General features: G+C 43.0%; 14 protein-coding genes and 1 pseudogene. 8 read left to right on the forward strand and 7 right to left on the reverse strand.

Annotated elements, in window-relative coordinates; all coding sequences use genetic code 11:
- The first annotated feature begins 20 nt into the window (after nucleotides 1-20).
- Complete coding sequence (locus tag AAFN85_RS07180) at nucleotides 21-605, forward strand: TIGR00730 family Rossman fold protein (protein WP_347526397.1); 585 nt, start codon at nucleotides 21-23, stop codon at nucleotides 603-605.
- Nucleotides 606-652: 47 nt separating this feature from the next.
- On the opposite strand, the gene AAFN85_RS07185 is transcribed toward AAFN85_RS07180, so the two are convergent.
- Nucleotides 653-973 carry a cupin domain-containing protein gene (locus tag AAFN85_RS07185; RefSeq protein ID WP_347526398.1) on the reverse strand — a complete coding sequence of 107 codons (321 nt, stop codon included), beginning with the start codon at nucleotides 971-973 and terminating at the stop codon, nucleotides 653-655.
- 212 nt (nucleotides 974-1,185) lie between these two features.
- On the opposite strand from AAFN85_RS07185, the gene AAFN85_RS07190 reads away from it, so the two are divergent.
- The gene (locus AAFN85_RS07190) at nucleotides 1,186-2,814 is read left to right on the forward strand and encodes a carboxyl transferase domain-containing protein (RefSeq protein ID WP_347526399.1); all 1,629 of its coding nucleotides are present in this window, start codon (nucleotides 1,186-1,188) and stop codon (nucleotides 2,812-2,814) included.
- A gap of 210 nt (nucleotides 2,815-3,024) precedes the next feature.
- Here AAFN85_RS07190 and AAFN85_RS07195 read toward each other — a convergent pair whose 3' ends face one another.
- From AAFN85_RS07195 to AAFN85_RS07220, 6 genes and pseudogenes are all read right to left on the reverse strand, one after another.
- Nucleotides 3,025-3,783: a hypothetical protein gene (locus AAFN85_RS07195; protein ID WP_347526400.1), complete on the reverse strand. Its 759-nt coding sequence runs from the start codon at nucleotides 3,781-3,783 to the stop codon at nucleotides 3,025-3,027.
- A 19-nt stretch (nucleotides 3,784-3,802) separates the two neighbouring features.
- Nucleotides 3,803-6,106 carry a family 20 glycosylhydrolase gene (locus AAFN85_RS07200; RefSeq protein ID WP_347526402.1) on the reverse strand — a complete coding sequence of 768 codons (2,304 nt, stop codon included), beginning with the start codon at nucleotides 6,104-6,106 and terminating at the stop codon, nucleotides 3,803-3,805.
- 379 nt (nucleotides 6,107-6,485) lie between these two features.
- Nucleotides 6,486-7,442: a thioredoxin-disulfide reductase gene (gene trxB / locus AAFN85_RS07205; protein ID WP_347526403.1), complete on the reverse strand. Its 957-nt coding sequence runs from the start codon at nucleotides 7,440-7,442 to the stop codon at nucleotides 6,486-6,488.
- A 73-nt stretch (nucleotides 7,443-7,515) separates the two neighbouring features.
- A complete protein-coding gene (locus AAFN85_RS07210) occupies nucleotides 7,516-8,691 on the reverse strand; it encodes a dipeptidase (RefSeq protein WP_347526405.1) in 1,176 nt (391 codons plus the stop codon).
- A 50-nt stretch (nucleotides 8,692-8,741) separates the two neighbouring features.
- Nucleotides 8,742-9,197, reverse strand: a pseudogene (locus tag AAFN85_RS07215) (DUF3592 domain-containing protein).
- Between the two features lie 178 nt (nucleotides 9,198-9,375).
- Nucleotides 9,376-9,825 (reverse strand): DUF3592 domain-containing protein, encoded by a 450-nt coding sequence (locus AAFN85_RS07220; protein WP_347526406.1) that lies wholly within the window; start codon nucleotides 9,823-9,825, stop codon nucleotides 9,376-9,378.
- Nucleotides 9,826-10,009: 184 nt separating this feature from the next.
- Between AAFN85_RS07220 and AAFN85_RS07225 the strand changes: the two genes are divergently transcribed.
- The 6 genes from AAFN85_RS07225 (at nucleotide 10,010) to AAFN85_RS07250 (ending at nucleotide 16,002) form a co-directional block, all read left to right on the forward strand.
- Nucleotides 10,010-12,058 carry a BatA domain-containing protein gene (locus AAFN85_RS07225; protein ID WP_347526407.1) on the forward strand — a complete coding sequence of 683 codons (2,049 nt, stop codon included), beginning with the start codon at nucleotides 10,010-10,012 and terminating at the stop codon, nucleotides 12,056-12,058.
- A gap of 32 nt (nucleotides 12,059-12,090) precedes the next feature.
- On the forward strand, nucleotides 12,091-13,341 hold the full coding sequence (locus AAFN85_RS07230) for a dihydroorotase (protein WP_347526409.1): 1,251 nt from the start codon (nucleotides 12,091-12,093) through the stop codon (nucleotides 13,339-13,341).
- 7 nt (nucleotides 13,342-13,348) lie between these two features.
- The gene (locus AAFN85_RS07235) at nucleotides 13,349-14,017 is read left to right on the forward strand and encodes a hypothetical protein (protein ID WP_347526410.1); all 669 of its coding nucleotides are present in this window, start codon (nucleotides 13,349-13,351) and stop codon (nucleotides 14,015-14,017) included.
- A gap of 6 nt (nucleotides 14,018-14,023) precedes the next feature.
- Nucleotides 14,024-14,608, forward strand: coding sequence for a DUF4199 domain-containing protein (locus AAFN85_RS07240; protein ID WP_347526412.1), 585 nt, complete (start codon nucleotides 14,024-14,026; stop codon nucleotides 14,606-14,608).
- Nucleotides 14,609-14,718: 110 nt separating this feature from the next.
- Entirely contained in the window at nucleotides 14,719-15,297 is a 579-nt protein-coding gene (locus tag AAFN85_RS07245; RefSeq protein ID WP_347526413.1) for a DUF4199 domain-containing protein, read from the forward strand.
- Nucleotides 15,298-15,438: 141 nt separating this feature from the next.
- Entirely contained in the window at nucleotides 15,439-16,002 is a 564-nt protein-coding gene (locus AAFN85_RS07250; RefSeq protein WP_347526414.1) for a DUF4199 domain-containing protein, read from the forward strand.
- Nucleotides 16,003-16,071 lie beyond the last annotated feature (69 nt).

The raw sequence follows: 16,071 nt of genomic DNA on the forward strand, positions 1-16,071 counted from the left end.
AACGTTATCAAAACGAACCGATGAAAGCTATCTGTATATTTTGCGGTGCTAACTATAATGGCGACCCTGTATTAAAACAAACTATTGATCAACTGGCCGAAGTAATGGTAAGCCGTAATATAAGCTTGGTTTACGGCGGCGGAAAAGTGGGCGTAATGGGCTTAATTGCCGATGCTGTTTTAAGCAGGGGAGGTAAGGCGATAGGAGTGATCCCTCAATTTTTGATGGATAAAGAGGTTGGACATACTGGCTTAACCGAGTTGCATATTGTTGAAAACATGCACCAACGCAAGCAGATGATGAACGACCTGAGCGATGGCGTTATTACTTTGCCCGGTGGCCTTGGTACACTCGAAGAGTTTTTTGAAGTGCTAACCTGGTTGCAGTTAGGCTTGCATAACCACCCGGTAGGCTTACTCAACGTTAACGGCTTTTACGATCTTTTGCTGCAACAGTTAGATGTTATGGTTGAACAGCGTTTCATGAAAAAGGTCAATCGCGATCTGATCATTACATCGGCAGATGCCATTGAATTGGTAAACCTGATGGATAGCTTTAAACCCGTACGCGAAGAAGTTTGGTTTAAAGATAAAAACCTAATTTAGGTTTCCATTTAAAGCAAAACTGCCTACAACTAACTTAAAACTGCCAACTATTTCTCTCCACCTTCGGGACCATAAAATATTGCCCAAGTGGCAAAATCTTCAGTGAAGTTTTCAAACCGGTGTTCGGCGAACGCCGGTACAAAAATAACATCACCTTGCTGAAAAGTGCTCCGGCTGCCGTTCAAAATAAAATCTCCGCTGCCATTTATTATTACATATAGCTCATCCTGGTTATGCGGGGTTTGCGGATCGATATTTACGGGTTTGTAAATTTCCACGTGCATGCTGCCGTGTTCAATCACGTTTACAAACAGTTGCTCTTCTCTGCTGCTTAAATTTTGGAGTGCTTTTATAACAGATGACTTCATAGATAGACGTTGGTATCGGCAAGTAAGTATTCCGAATAACAAAGGCTATTATAGATAAAATGTTTTACTAACGGTTATTTAATTTAACTAAATTAACGCATTAGGGTTTTAACAGTTGATAACCAAACACGTTTTATTAAAACAAAACAGTTTGTAATTGTATTTTCATCGCATAAAATTCTCTAAATTACCTTCGCTATCTAAAACCAATTATGAATATCGAGTTCAACAAAAATGAAGATGTTAACAAGCAGCTTGTTTATGAACTGAACACCCGGCTTAATAAAATATACCAGGGTGGTGGCGAAAAAGCCGCCGCCAAGCAAAAAGAAAAAGGTAAAATGCTTGCCCGTGAGCGGGTTGCTTATCTTATTGATAAAGACAAGCCCTGGCTGGAAGTTGGGGCGTTTACTGCCGATGGCATGTATGCCGAGCATGGCGGCTGCCCATCAGGCGGAGTGATCTGTGGCATTGGTTATGTATCCGGCAGGCAATGTGTTATTGTTGCCAATGATGCCACGGTAAAAGCCGGGGCCTGGTTCCCGATAACCGCAAAGAAAAACCTGCGCGCACAGGAAATTGCCATGGAGAACCGGCTGCCTATCATTTACCTTGTAGATTCGGCGGGTGTATATCTGCCTTTACAGGATGAGATCTTCCCGGATAAAGAGCATTTTGGTCGAATTTTCAGGAATAACGCCATGATGAGCAGTATGGGTATTATCCAGATCTCGGCTATCATGGGTTCGTGCGTGGCTGGTGGTGCTTATTTACCCATCATGAGCGATGAGGCGATGATAGTGGAAGGTACCGGCTCGGTTTTCCTGGCGGGTTCCTACTTGGTAAAATCGGCCATAGGTGAGGATGTGGATAATGAAACCCTCGGCGGTGCCACTACGCATTGCGAAATATCAGGTGTTACCGACTATAAGCAGCCTAATGATCAAGCCGCACTCGATTCTATCCGTAACATCATGAGCATGACCGGCGATTATACCAAAGCCGGTTTCGACAGGATCCAGCCATCAGCCCCAAAATTCAACGAAAAAGAGATCTATGGTATTTTACCCGATAACCGGGAGAAGGCTTACGATATGATGGAGGTCATATCACGTCTGTTGGATAACTCCGAATTTGAACCTTATAAAGATGGCTACGGCCAATCCATCATCTGCGGTTTAGGCCGTATTGATGGTTGGGCTATTGGTATTGTAGCTAACCAACGCAAGGTGATCAAATCAAAAAAAGGGGAGATGCAGTTTGGCGGCGTGATCTATTCCGATTCGGCAGATAAAGCCACCCGGTTTATCATGAATTGTAACCAGAAAAAGATCCCGTTGGTGTTTTTGCAGGATGTTACAGGCTTTATGGTTGGTAGCCGCTCGGAGCAGGGAGGCATTATTAAAGATGGCGCTAAAATGGTAAATGCGGTTGCCAATTCGGTAGTGCCTAAGTTTACCATTGTTGTAGGCAATAGCTACGGTGCAGGTAATTACGCCATGTGCGGTAAAGCTTATGATCCGCGATTGATCTACGCCTGGCCATCGGCAAAAATAGCAGTGATGGGAGGGGGGCAGGCGGCCAAAACGCTGCTGCAAATCCAATCGGCAGGGTTAAAAGCCAAAGGCGAGGAACTTGATAAAGTGAAAGAGGAGGAACTGCTAAAACAGATCACTGATAAATACAACGCGCAAACAACACCTTACTATGCCGCCGCAAGGCTTTGGGTTGATGGGATCATCGATCCGTTAGAAACGCGTAAGGTAATATCAATGGGGATTGAGGCCGCTAATCACGCACCTATTGAAAAGGCGTTTAACGTTGGGGTGATACAGACTTGATTTAGTGATTAGAGGTTGGAGTTTAGAGATTAGGCTATTTCAACCACCATGTCATTGCGAGCGTAGCGCGGCAATCGCATACTGTACGGGGTGGCCTTGCTTCCGTGCGATTGCTTCGTGCCTCGCAATGACATGGAGGTGTGGTAAGACGATGGCTAATCAAGACAAAACTTACGAAGTTTTTAAAACTTCGTAAGTTTGATTAGAAGGTTAACCTCTATGCCTCTTATGCTTTTTCTTCGATGAAGAAGACGATGAACTTTTCTTTTCAGATTTATTATCGTCCGATGATGATTTCTTATCATCAGCCTTAGCTGGCGAATTATCAGCAACCTTTTTACTTACCTCGCTCGAATCTTTACTCAGCTGTTTAACTGTAAACTCATTGCCACGCAAGCCATATTCAAACTGTCGTTTAGCGCCCGATGGTTTAGCATCTTTGCCGCTGCCATCATATATCGGGAACTCGCGCATTAGCTTGCCATCTCTGATAAAGAAGTTATCGCTACCCCTGTAGCCTTTACGCTGCGAACTGGTTAGTTTAGGGAAATCGATCTTGTTGGCCTTGCTATCATTAAATTCAAAAGCATAAACCGATACATAATTTACGGTATCTTTTGATTTGGTTTGTACCAAAATCTCGGGATTGCCGTCGGCATCCATATCTGAATTATATACATCAACAATAGCACCGTTCAAATCGCCGGTTGTTGTGGTGTATTTAATCCCCGCCGAATCCGAATGTAATATCATGAAAGCCCCGGCCTCTTCCGATCCACGGCCCCAGCTCAATATATCATAGCTCTGCCCTGGCGAAACCTCCACCAGTTTATGATACCTGAAGGGTGCCATCAATTCCGGCTTTTTAGGTGCCGAGGGTGCAGTAGCAGGGGTTTTAGTGTCCTTGCTGCCGCATCCTGCCATTAATGCGCTCATCGCAAGCGCAAAAAGGTAATACCTGTTGTTCATATTTTCTATATAAATCGGCTTAATTAAATAATGTATCAGGCGTTAATTCGGCTTTGGCTTTTCCCGGCGCGGTAATAAATACTTTTAATGTATTTTGTCCGCTGCCCTGGTCAAAATATTTTACTGTTATTTTATGGTAGCCTTTTAATAATGGTGCAGCACCCATTTGCTCATTCATGGCATGTTTGCCATCATTATCAACTATAGGTTGGTCATCAATTAACAATACCGAACCGCCAACAGATGAAGTCGCAAAACCATAAACGCCATCTGCATCAATATTTACATAACCGGTATAAATAACACCGTATTTGCCTTTGCTTTTGCGTAAATCGGCGGTGTTAAATGTTTTGGTTACGCCACTATCTGCTGCTGTACCGGCAAGTTGGTTAGTGCTTGAGTACAAGCCCGGATACACCTGGTATTTAACGCCCGCTGTTGTACCTGTATTGCTAACGGCTGGCATAGGCGCTTTATTATAAACAATGGTGCGGGTTACGTTGCTTCGTTTACCTGATGGAGTAATTACGATAGTCTGCAATTCGCGGTATTGACCGGCCGGGATATCAAGATTTAACGGAATGGTATAAACCAGATCGGTTTCGCGTGGGGTATATCCATCAATAGTGTAGTGAACTTTAGCGTCCTCAACCGATGGCTTTAAAACAGCTGTTAAAGTGTTGCCTATCATTACGGTATCTTTAGCACCGATGGCAGTAGGTACGTGGTAATCTAATCCTTCTTTATCCAACCATGCTAAATGGCCCGGTAAACGGGTATCGGCAAAATCGCTGTAGTTTTTATTAGCTAATGGTGACCAGGCCACTTCTGATAGCGCTAACAAACGTGGCAGTAACATGAACTCAACTTTAGCGTCTGTAGCGATATACTCTGTCCATAAATTGGCTTGTACACCTTTAATATATTTCTGTTGCTCTGGTGTTAGGGCAGATGGGGTAGGATCATAGCTGTAAATTTTTGATAATGGCTCGTTACCGCCAATACTTAAAGGTTCCTGGCTTGGTTTACCCTGACCGTGGTCGATATATAAACCATGGCTTCCCGGGGTCATGATCACATCGTGCTTTTGTTGTGCTGCAGCTATGCCGCCTTCCTCGCCGCGCCAGCTCATTACAGTAGCGTTAGGGGCAAGGCCACCTTCCAATATCTCGTCCCAGCCAATGATGCTACGTCCTTTCGAGTTCAGGAATTTTTCAATACGTTGTATAAAATAACTTTGCAGGGCATGCTCATCTTTCAGTTTTAGTTTTTTGATAAGCTGCTGGCAATAGGCCGATTTTTTCCATGCTTCTTTAGGTGCTTCGTCGCCGCCAATGTGAATGTATTTGCTTGGGAAAAGCGCCATCACCTCGGTTAATACATCTTGTAAAAAGGCAAATGTTTTTTCGTTAGGGCAGTAAATATCTTCAAATACACCCCATGTTTCGGCCGCCTTATAGGTTTTCGACGGATCGCAGCTTAGTTCCGGGTAAGCAGCCAAAGCGGCCATAGAGTGGCCCGGCATTTCAATTTCCGGGACAATTGTGATAAACCTGTCCGAAGCGTATTTTACTACTTCACGAATCTGATCTTGTGTATAAAAGCCACCATATGGAGTACCGTCAAATTGTTGAGGTGTGCGGTCGCGATAACCACCAATTAGTGTTTGCGCACGCATGCTGCTGATCTGTGTTAGCTTCGGATATTTTTTTATTTCAATACGCCAGCCCTGATCTTCAGTTAAATGCCAGTGAAATGTATTCAGTTTATAAGCAGCCAGCAGGTCGATGTATTTTTTCACCATCTCTACTCCAAAAAAGTGACGGCCAACATCCAGCATCGCGCCCCGATAGCCGAAGCGTGGATAATCCTCAATTTGTACGCATGGAAGTTTTATGGTAGCAGCATGTTCAAGCGGCATCAATTGCAGCAGGGTTTGCACTCCATAAAACAATCCCGAACCTTTACCGGCAATAGTAACCTGTTGCGGGGTGATAGTTAGACGGTAACCTTCGGCTGGTAAACCATCTGTACCGGCAGATGTAAGGGTTAATACGTTTGTAGTGATGTTTCCTTTTACCGCTATTTGCTTGTTGTAGGCCTGGTTATTGGCCAGGTAATCTTTAAAAAATAATACAGCCTTGTTTGATGGCGTATCGGCCTGGATGGTAGTCTCCTGGCTTAAAACAAATTCGCCGGGGGCTTTTTTTAAGGATACCGGGGCAGGGATAATGCCGAGATTGGGGTCGGTGTTTTGGGCATTAACCGTGGTTAAGCCTACCGCAAGCGATGCCAGCAGCACTAATAAGGGTTTTTTATACATATTTATCAATCAGGTTAGTACAGGCACGTAAGATAAAAGATTTTAAAATTATATAAGAAGTTTGGCGTGTAAAAAGTTTGACCGTGATATGGAATGATTACGTTGATTTTTTGTCTGAACTCGAATTTGGGGGAATTATTTGAATCTTTGGAATTTGCTCAGCATTCTGTAAATTCTTTAATCCCCCCAAATTCGAGTTCAGACAAATATCCCTACAATCCCTTAATCCCATAAATCAAGGTTCAGAAAAATCAGCGAAATCAACGTAATCATTCCATATCAACGGTTCAGACAACAAAAAAGGCGATGATCACTCATCGCCTTTCTATATTCTAAGGAAAGAAACTAAACTCTAACCTTCAATCTCTAATCACTAAAATTAAGCCGTTACAACGTGCTCTTTTGCAGCCAGATAACGCTCAGCATCAATAGCAGCCATACAGCCGGTACCCGCCGCTGTTACTGCCTGGCGATAAATATGGTCCTGGGCATCGCCTGCACAGAATACACCTTGAACGTTGGTTTCTGTCGAGCCTGGGCGGGTAATGATATAGCCGGTTTCGTCCATATTCAGCCAGCCTTTAAAAATATCAGTATTAGGATGGTGACCAATGGCAACGAAAAATCCGGTAACGTCCAGGTCTGTTTCGGCATTGGTTACATTGTTGATCACCTTAACGCCGGTAACACTTTGGCCATCGCCTAAAATCTCTTTGGTTTCGGTATTATATAAGATCTCGATGTTCGGGGTATTCAATACGCGGTGAACCATCGCTTTTGAGGCGCGGAACTCATCGCGGCGAACTATCATATAAACTTTACGTGCCAATTTGGCAAGGTAAGTAGCTTCTTCGGCAGCGGTATCACCGGCACCAACAATGGCTACATCCTGACCTTTAAAAAAGAAGCCATCGCATACCGCACAGGCAGATACACCAAAGCCGCTATATTTTTGCTCCGACTCTAAACCTAACCATTTAGCCGATGCTCCGGTTGAAATAATTACGGTATCGGCAGTGATGGTTTTTACATCGTCAACCACAACTTTATGTGGCAGGCTCGAAAAATCAACCGAGCTTACGTAACCGAAACGGATCTCAGTACCAAGGCGCTCAGCTTGTTTGCGGAAATCTTCCATCAATTCCGGACCCATAATACCTTGTGGGTAGCCAGGGAAGTTTTCAACGTCGGTAGTTTGGGTAAGTTGCCCGCCTGCCAATAAGCCGGTGTACATAACCGGTTTCAAATCAGCGCGTGAGGCATATATAGCGGCAGTATATCCCGCAGGGCCCGATCCAATGATCAGGCATTTTACGTGTTCTGTTTCTTGCGACATTTTATTATAAATGAGTTGCGAATTTACGCTTTTAGGCTCAAAACGCAAAGGAACTATCGTCAACAAAGTGACATCATTTGCCGGTATTTGCAGTAAGCACCCGCATCACATTGCCGCCTAATATTTTGTTGATGTCTTTCTGTGTATAGCCAAGCTTAAGCAATTCTTCGGTTATTTTAGGATAGTCGGCCACGCTGTCCATACCAAGCGGGTATGATTCAGCTCCGTCAAAATCCGAACCTATGCCAACATAGTCAACGCCTATCAGCTTAACAATATAGTCGATGTGTTTGATCAACAAGCTCAACGGCGGCCTGATCTTGTCCGATTCTGTTTTGTAAATAGCATTCAGACGGATGTTCGCCAGATCGCCATCATGATATACTTTAATCAGTGAATCAAGCTCCGCGCGGTGCTCGTGAATAAACTTACTCGCCTTCGCTGTATAAGTACTATCTATAAAGCCACTGTAAAAGTTAAGGCAAACCACGCCGCCGTTTTTAGCCAGGGCTTTTAATTGATCGTCTTTTAAATTACGGCGATTAGGGTCGAGGGCATATGCACAACTGTGTGATGCTATTACCGGTTTTGTAGTTGTGGCCAGTACATCGTAAAAAGTACGTTCGCCTACGTGAGATACATCAACCATCACACCCAACTCATTCAAATGCTTCACTATTTGTTTGCCATAGTCGGTAAGGCCTAAATGTTTCAGGCTGTCCCTCTTTGTTACTTCATCCCGTGCCGATGTTGCCCATGATGTACTGTTATTCCAGGTAAGGGTTAAGTAGCGCATTCCGCGTTTGGCCAGGCTATCTATATAATCGATTCTGTCCTCTATCATATGGCCGCCTTCAATACCTATCAACGCAGCTAACTTTTTATCAGCTACGGACTTTTTTAACTCCCGAGAGTTCCGAATCAACGTGATCTTACCTGGGTTACGTTTAATGAGGGCATAAAGCGAATCGATCTCGCGGTTAGCAAACGCGAATGCCGTCCCTTTGCCATAACTTTCGCCGCACCAGATCGAAAAGATCTGGGCATCTAATCCGCCTTGCTTAGCACGTGCAAGATCAAAATTATCTTCTGTTTGAAGTTTGCCCAGGTCAACTTTGGTGATCAGCTGGTTAGATATCACATCGTTATGGGTATCTATCAGGATGGCTTTTTGATGTATTTGCTGTGCGTTTTGAGCACTCAGCTTCATCGCCAGCATCAGCGGGAATAACAACAGCGATTTTTTCATTCGGGAAGATAGGAAGAAATGACTGTTGGTTGTTTGGGTTGAGTTATTTTCTACATCGAAAAGTAGCGAATGATAGCCACTGCTAAAATTACTACCCCAATTATGATCACTGCCCAGGGAGCTATTTTAGATAGTTTATCATTAAGGATAAACGTTGATGGGCTCTTTGGATCATAGAAAACGGTTACACTTTCGCCCTCGGTAAAAGCGCTCGGATTACTGCCCAGGGTGTGTTTTTTTGTGATCTATTCTCCGTCAGTTGTAACATATCTTATTATTGGGTAATACTGGCCGCCACTACTGTTACTTTGCGAACGTGGTTCGTACTCAATACTAAAAACAGTTCCTTCTACTTTTATACCTGTTTTTAAAAGCCTTACCCTCCGGTCGCGCATTATAGCGCCTCCTATTAGTGCCGCTGCTCCAAATATTCCCATTATTATGATTGAAGTAAGCGGGTCGAGAGGTGTTTTGAAATTGCTGGAAAGGAGTATTGCTGCGATCATGGTTTGGTGATTAAGGTTTTAAGCGGACAATGCATTGCTTACACCGGTGCTTTCCCAATCAACCCATCGTGCGTTTTAAGGTTCGGTTTAATTGAAAGTGTCGGTGAAAGTAACAACGCAACTTTCCGTTCGGCAATAATAAAAAATTGACCGTTAATTTTTTTAATCGCAATGGTTTTTATTGCAATACGTAGGCTATAATTGCTGTTATCACAAAAAACAACCCTAAAGCAATGGATATCCAGGGGCCTAATCTTGACGTTTTTTTGTTGAGAATGAACGTAGAGGGATTGGCAGGATCATATATTACGGCAACGTTATCGCCTTTTTTATAAGTTTTTCTTGAATTGCCAAAGTTGTACTTTTGAGTGATCTCTTTTCCGTCGGTAGTTATGTATTGTATTACCGGAAAATAAATACCGGTCGAATCGTTACGGCGGGGATCGTACTCGATATCAAATACTTCACCCTCCACCTTTACACCCGATTCTAAAAGCTTTTTACGGCGGTCGCGCAGTACTGCCCCAAGTATGCAAAATAAGGTTCCGATAGCGCCCGTTATTAGTGCCGCGGTAGGCGCGTCAAAACGCGTTTTTGTGTACGTAGAAAATAAGATGGAGGTAACCATAGCAGGGTAGATGTTTTAATAGGATAGATTTCAGTTCGATCCAAATATATTTATTAAAACCTTATTTGGAGCTTAGTGGGCGGTATTGTAACAGTATTGTATAACAACTGAACATTGTAAATACTACATCTGCTTATTTCAGAAAATTATTCGCCACATTTGTAATAGCACATACCTGTAACATATGCACTTTTTATATCCGGCTTTTTTATTCGCGTTGCTGAGTCTGGCTATCCCGGTGGTGATCCATCTGTTCAATTTTAGGAAGTACAAGAAAGTAAACTTCAGCAATGTGCAGTTTTTGAAGGAAGTGCAGGAACAGCAGGCCTCGCGCCGCAATTTGAAAGAGCGGTTGATACTGGCAGCGCGCTTATTAGCATTGGCATTTTTAGTACTGGCTTTTGCCCGGCCATATATTCCCGGCGCCGCAAATGCCAGCTTTGGTAAGCAACAGGTGATAAGTGTTTTTGTAGATAATTCATATTCCATGCAAACCCTCAACCGGGAGGGTTCATTGCTTGATGAGGCTAAAAGCCGTGCAAAAGAGATAGCATCCGCCTATAATATTAATGACAGGTTTCAATTGCTCACTCATGATTTTGAAGGCAAACACCAACGCCTGCTTAATCGTGATGAGTTTAACGATGCGGTTGATGCTGTAAAGATCAGTCCACAAAGTCGCGATCTGCAGCAGGTGATCAGCAGGCAGGAGAATTTATTGGAAAGTCAGCCGGGCGCCTCGAGGTCTATCTTTATTATCTCTGATTTTCAAAAAAATAAAAACGACAAGCCGGTAAAGGCAGATACCGGTATCGCGGTAAGCCTGGTACAACTCAAATCGGGCAATTTACCAAATGTAGCCGTCGATTCGGTTTGGCTGCTCAGCGCGGTACATCGTCCCGGCGAAAGTGAGAAACTGGTAGTAAGGCTGCACAATTACGCTGGCGAACGTGCAGAGAGGATCCCGTTAAAAGTTTTAATAAACGGTACGCAAAAGGCTTTAGGCAGTTTTAGCATTGATGCCCGGGCGGTTCAAAATGATACACTATCTTTTTCGGGCTTACAGGCAGGCTGGCAAAAAGGCGAGATCCAACTACAGGATAACCCGGTTACTTTTGATAATCAGTTTTACTTTAGCTTTAATGTGAAACAGCAAATGCCTGTTTTGTTGATCGACGGCGGCAGCGCTAACCCTTATTTAAAAGCTGTTTTCGGTTCCGATCCTTTTTTTGCTGCGCAACGCGTTACCGATGGTAATGTTGATTACGCGGCATTAAATAGCTATCCTATGGTAGTGATAAGCGATGTAAAAACGATAGCCACGGGCTTAGCACAACAGTTGAAAACCTATGTAGCCAAAGGAGGATCGTTGGTGGTATTCCCGTCCGCAGATGCCGATCTGGCTAATTACAGGTTGTTTCTGCAAGGCTTAAACGCTGGCTATCCCGAAAAACTGGTAACGCAGGATGTAAAAGTATCTAACATTAATAAGCAAAGCCCGGTATTTAAAAACGTATTTGAAAGCTTTCCGCAAAATCCGGATCTGCCTGTGGTGAAGAAGTATTATCAGCTAAGCAAGGGCGGCAGTGGAGGTGAGAACCTGATGAGTCTTGCTACCAGCGAGGCTTTTTGGGCGGCTTATAAAAGCGGGAAAGGAAATGTTTATGTGGCTTCCGTACCACTAAGTGAAGACTTCAGCAACTTGCCAAGACATGCCCTGTTTGTACCTGTATTATTTAGGATGGCATTATTAAGCGGGCACGATCAACCCTTGTTTTATACCCTCGGCACAGATGAAAGCCTGGAAGTTCCGCTCGTACAAACTACCGAAAAGCAATTGCTTAAACTATCCAAAGGTGATCAAAACATTATCCCGGATGTAAGGCAGCAGGAAGGGAGCACCACTTTATATATTTCAGATCAGCTGCGCGAAACCGGCATTTACGCTTTGAAGAGGCAGGATAGTACGCTGGCCGCGCTGGCTTTTAATGATAACCGGGCAGAATCTGACATGAGTTACTTTACCGCTGCCGGCCTGGAAAAACTGGTGCCAAATGCAAAGCCCTTATTAACAGCAGGTAACGGATCATTAAAAAGCGTTGTGGCCGAATCAAATTTTGGCACACAATTATGGAAACTTTGTATAATTTTGGCGCTGATCTTTCTGCTTGCCGAAATATTGTTGGTCAGGTTTTATAAGCTTGAAAAACAGGTTGTTGCTCAGGTTAGTTAGATCATTAAAAATCCATACATAAAGCGGTGCTAATGAATTTGCTTATCAAATCTGCCACTATCATTGATCCCGGATCATCCTTTCATCAACAAGTTGCCGATATTTTAATTGAAGATGGTGTAATAACCCGCATAGCCGATGTTATTGATGCCGATGCCGAAGTTGTTGATGCCGAAGGCAAATACGTATCGCCCGGTTTCTTCGATCTGAACTGTAACGTAGGCGAACTGGGCCTCGAAACTAAAGAAGACCTTGCATCGGGTACAAAAGCTGCCGCTGCCGGTGGTTATACAGGCATTGCCTTAATGCCCAACACGCAGCCCCCGGTACATTCAAAGGCCGAAGTTGAATACCTGCGCAACAGATCGAAAGGTAACATTGTTGATGTTTATCCTTTAGGCACCATCTCGCAAAAACGCGAAGGTAAAGACCTTGCCGAGATGTACGATATGTACCAAAGCGGTGCTAAAGCTTTTACTGATGGCACCCGACCTGTGCAGGATGCCGGTTTAATGGAGCGCGCTTTATTATACGCCCAGGGTTTTGATGCACTGGTTATTTCCTATCCTGAGGATACCGCCATTGCAGGCAAAGCTAAAGTAAACGAAGGCGATATCAGCACGCTATTGGGCATGAAGGGGATCCCTTCGCTGGCTGAAGAGCTGATGGTTGCACGTGATCTTTATTTGGCTGAATATACCATATCAAGGATCCATTTTACCACGATATCAACCGCCCGCTCGGTGGAGTTGATCCGTGAGGCGAAAAGAAAAGGGTTAGAAGTTACCTGTGATGTTGCCGCTCATCATTTGGTACTTACCGACGAAGCGTTGTTAGGCTTTGATAGTTTATATAAAGTAAAACCGCCGCTACGTACTGCCGATGATGTTACAGCGTTAATAAAGGGCCTGAAAGATGGTACTATTGATGCCATAGTATCGCAACATACCCCGCACGAAATTGAATTTAAAGACGTGGAGTTTGAAGTTGCTGAATACGGAATTGTAGGCTTGCAAACCACATTGGCACTTGCCTTAAAAGCAGGCTTAGCCGTTGAGCAGGTGGTTGAGAAACTGGCCATCAACCCGCGCGAAATATTAGCTGTTGATGTACCTGTTATTGCCGAAGGAGAAGCTGCCAACCTGGTGCTTTTTGATACCGAAGCCGAATGGGAATATAATAGAGTTGAAAATAAATCAAAATCGGCCAATTCGCCTTATATAGGCCAAAAGCTGAAAGGAAAAGTGTTGTTAACTTACAATAACAAACAAATATCTAAATAACATACCTATGATCGATCCAAAAATTGAAACCGCCTTTATAGCAGCGCTTGAGGCTTTCTCTAAATACGATAGCTTTGATGCTACCCAGTTAACTGATGAGTTTGCCGAGGTTTTTGCATCTGATGAAGATTTTTTAAGCAAGGTAGACCTGCTTGACGAGGTGTTTGACGAAAACCCGCAGATAGAAGGCTTACGTGAAGTATTCTTCGATTTGCTGATGATCAACTTTTTTAGCGCCGACGTTAAAAAACTGGAAGAAGACTACCTGGACACCCCTGAGTGGGAGAGCATCGAAGAAGAAACCCTCGACCGGGGTACCGAATTGCTTAACCTGCTGTTGTACCTGAACGAGTGCGAGGACGAAGAAATTGAACCCGAATTGGAAGATTACCTGAAAGAGTTTTTATTGGTAGATGAAGATGAATTTCAGGATGAATATCGTATTTACGAGCCGATTATAGCCAACCAGATCTTGATGGAAAGCCCGGTTGCCGAGATAGCCAAAGTAGCTGCAAGTTTGCCGGCTGATTCGGAATTGAAAGAGTTGTTTTACCCGGTAATGTGCTTTTTCCAAAATATCGATCCAACAGATGAGGAGATCAAGCAAATAGCAGCTAATTCTGAGAGCAAAGAATTTGATATAGCTGTACTACAAATTTTAGTGAATTTTCAATAAGCGTTAATGAGGTCAGAGATAGATAAAACAATAAGAATACAGGGGATTATTAAAGGATTGATATTAGGAGCTGTTTTAACGGCCATTAGTGTCATTTATTTTTATTTTATGATCGGCGTTGCATCGGCAGTTGCAATAACCGTTGGTTCGATGTTATTTACCTATGTACTTCCCTTAGCCGCTGCCGCTTTGCTCTGCCTCAATTTGCGGAAAAATATAGGTGGTTTTTGGTCGCTAAGACAGGCTACTACCGGCATTTTCATCATGTTTGTTGTTTCAAACCTGATGATATTTATCCTGCGGGATCAGGTATTTGCCAGGGTGATAGAACCCAATATGGTGCAAAAAACCGAGATAGCTATGGTAAGCGCCTTGACCAAACTAAAGGAAACTACTGCAAAGCCAGAGGAGAAGAAGGAAGCTGATGCCAAAATACTCGAAATGAAAAAGGGTTTTGAATCCAACAAAACCTTTAGCATAGGTCAGCAAATTCAATCATTGGGTATTAGTATCATATTTTTATTTGTTTTATCTGTTGTGTTCGCGGTTTTCTTTAAGCGTGAACCCGCTGGTCAGGTATCAGGTAATTAAAGCTACAATGATAGTTATTTCAAAAGCTCCTTCGTTTGAAGGGTTTTTTTTTGTTTAGGAGTAATTAAGTTAGGCCGTTTAGATTTTTAAATTTGATTACATTTATTTAAATGAAAGCCAACGATCTAAACGCTGTAAATACGAAAATCCGGTTGCCTGCAACTTTGAAGTGGGCTTCGATTAATTTAGTAGTTTCCGTAGCGTTGATCTATTGCTTTCAGCTTTTAAATGTTGATCCAACTGCACGGGTTAAATACCTTGTTTATTTACCCTTTGTTATCTTTTTACTATTAGCGCAAAGCGAAAAAAAGAAACTGCAAGATGGTTATATCACTTATGGGGAGGCGTTTTCATCAGGTTTTTTGTATTCTGTTTTTACCGGCGTTTTTATTACTATATTTATTTATCTGTATATCACCCAAATAAATCCGAATGTGGTAGCCAAATTCATGGCCATTTCAAAGCATGAATTGGAAAACAACAGGGATTTACCAGCCGACCAGGTTGATACAACAATAGGTATGGTTGGAAGCTATTTCTCCGTTATTGTTGCCATACTCGTACTGTTTTCTTATGCCGGTTTTGGCGCCATCGCCAGTCTTATTTCGGCAGCCATAATCAGGGAAGAGCGGCCTCCTTTTGATTTTATTGCCAACGATACCGCGGCTTCGCCGGATGTAGTTATTTAGGTAACTATGAAAAGTTATTGTATTTCAAATTCTTATGCGGGTTAATTGAACTAAGCTACTCGGTACTCAGCTTTCCATTATAAAACTTTTGGTTTTAAATAATTTGGTTAATTTTAACTGAAACTTAATTACCTAATTATCATGGATACAAAAAAGGCGAGCCCCTCGCAACCCGCTATCAAGTGGGCACTAATTAATTTGATCACTTCTGTAGTGATCACCTATGCTTTTCAGTTTTTAAATGTGGATCAAACCTCGTCACTTAAATACCTGAACTATTTGCCTTTCATTATCTTTTTGCTGTTAACACAAAAAGAGTATAAGCAACAGCTTAGCGGTTATCTCACTTACGGCGAGGGTTTCCTGTCAGGCTTTTTGTATTCTATTTATACGGGCATCCTGGTAGCTATATTTACCTATCTGTATTTTACAATACTAAGCCCTGAAATGGTTGATAAGCTCATGGCCATTTCGCGTCAGCAGATGGAAGCGAAAGGAAATTTATCGCAAGATCAGATCGATACCGGCATGGGGATAGCAACCAAGTATTTCGCTGTTATTGCTACAGTGAGCGTGGTTTTCATGTACGCTATCTTCGGTGCTATCGTAAGCCTTATTTCAGCAGCCGTATTCAAAAATGAACGCTCGGCATTTGATATTCCTGATGATTATGAAGCACCTAAATCATCGGATCCAACTGTATAAATACAATATATAAAGCGATAAAACCAAAGAGGCCTTCCATGAATTGGAAGGCCTCTTTAGTTTGTTCTA

It is taken from the genome of Mucilaginibacter sp. CAU 1740, assembly GCF_039839285.1.
Lineage (GTDB): Bacteria > Bacteroidota > Bacteroidia > Sphingobacteriales > Sphingobacteriaceae > Mucilaginibacter.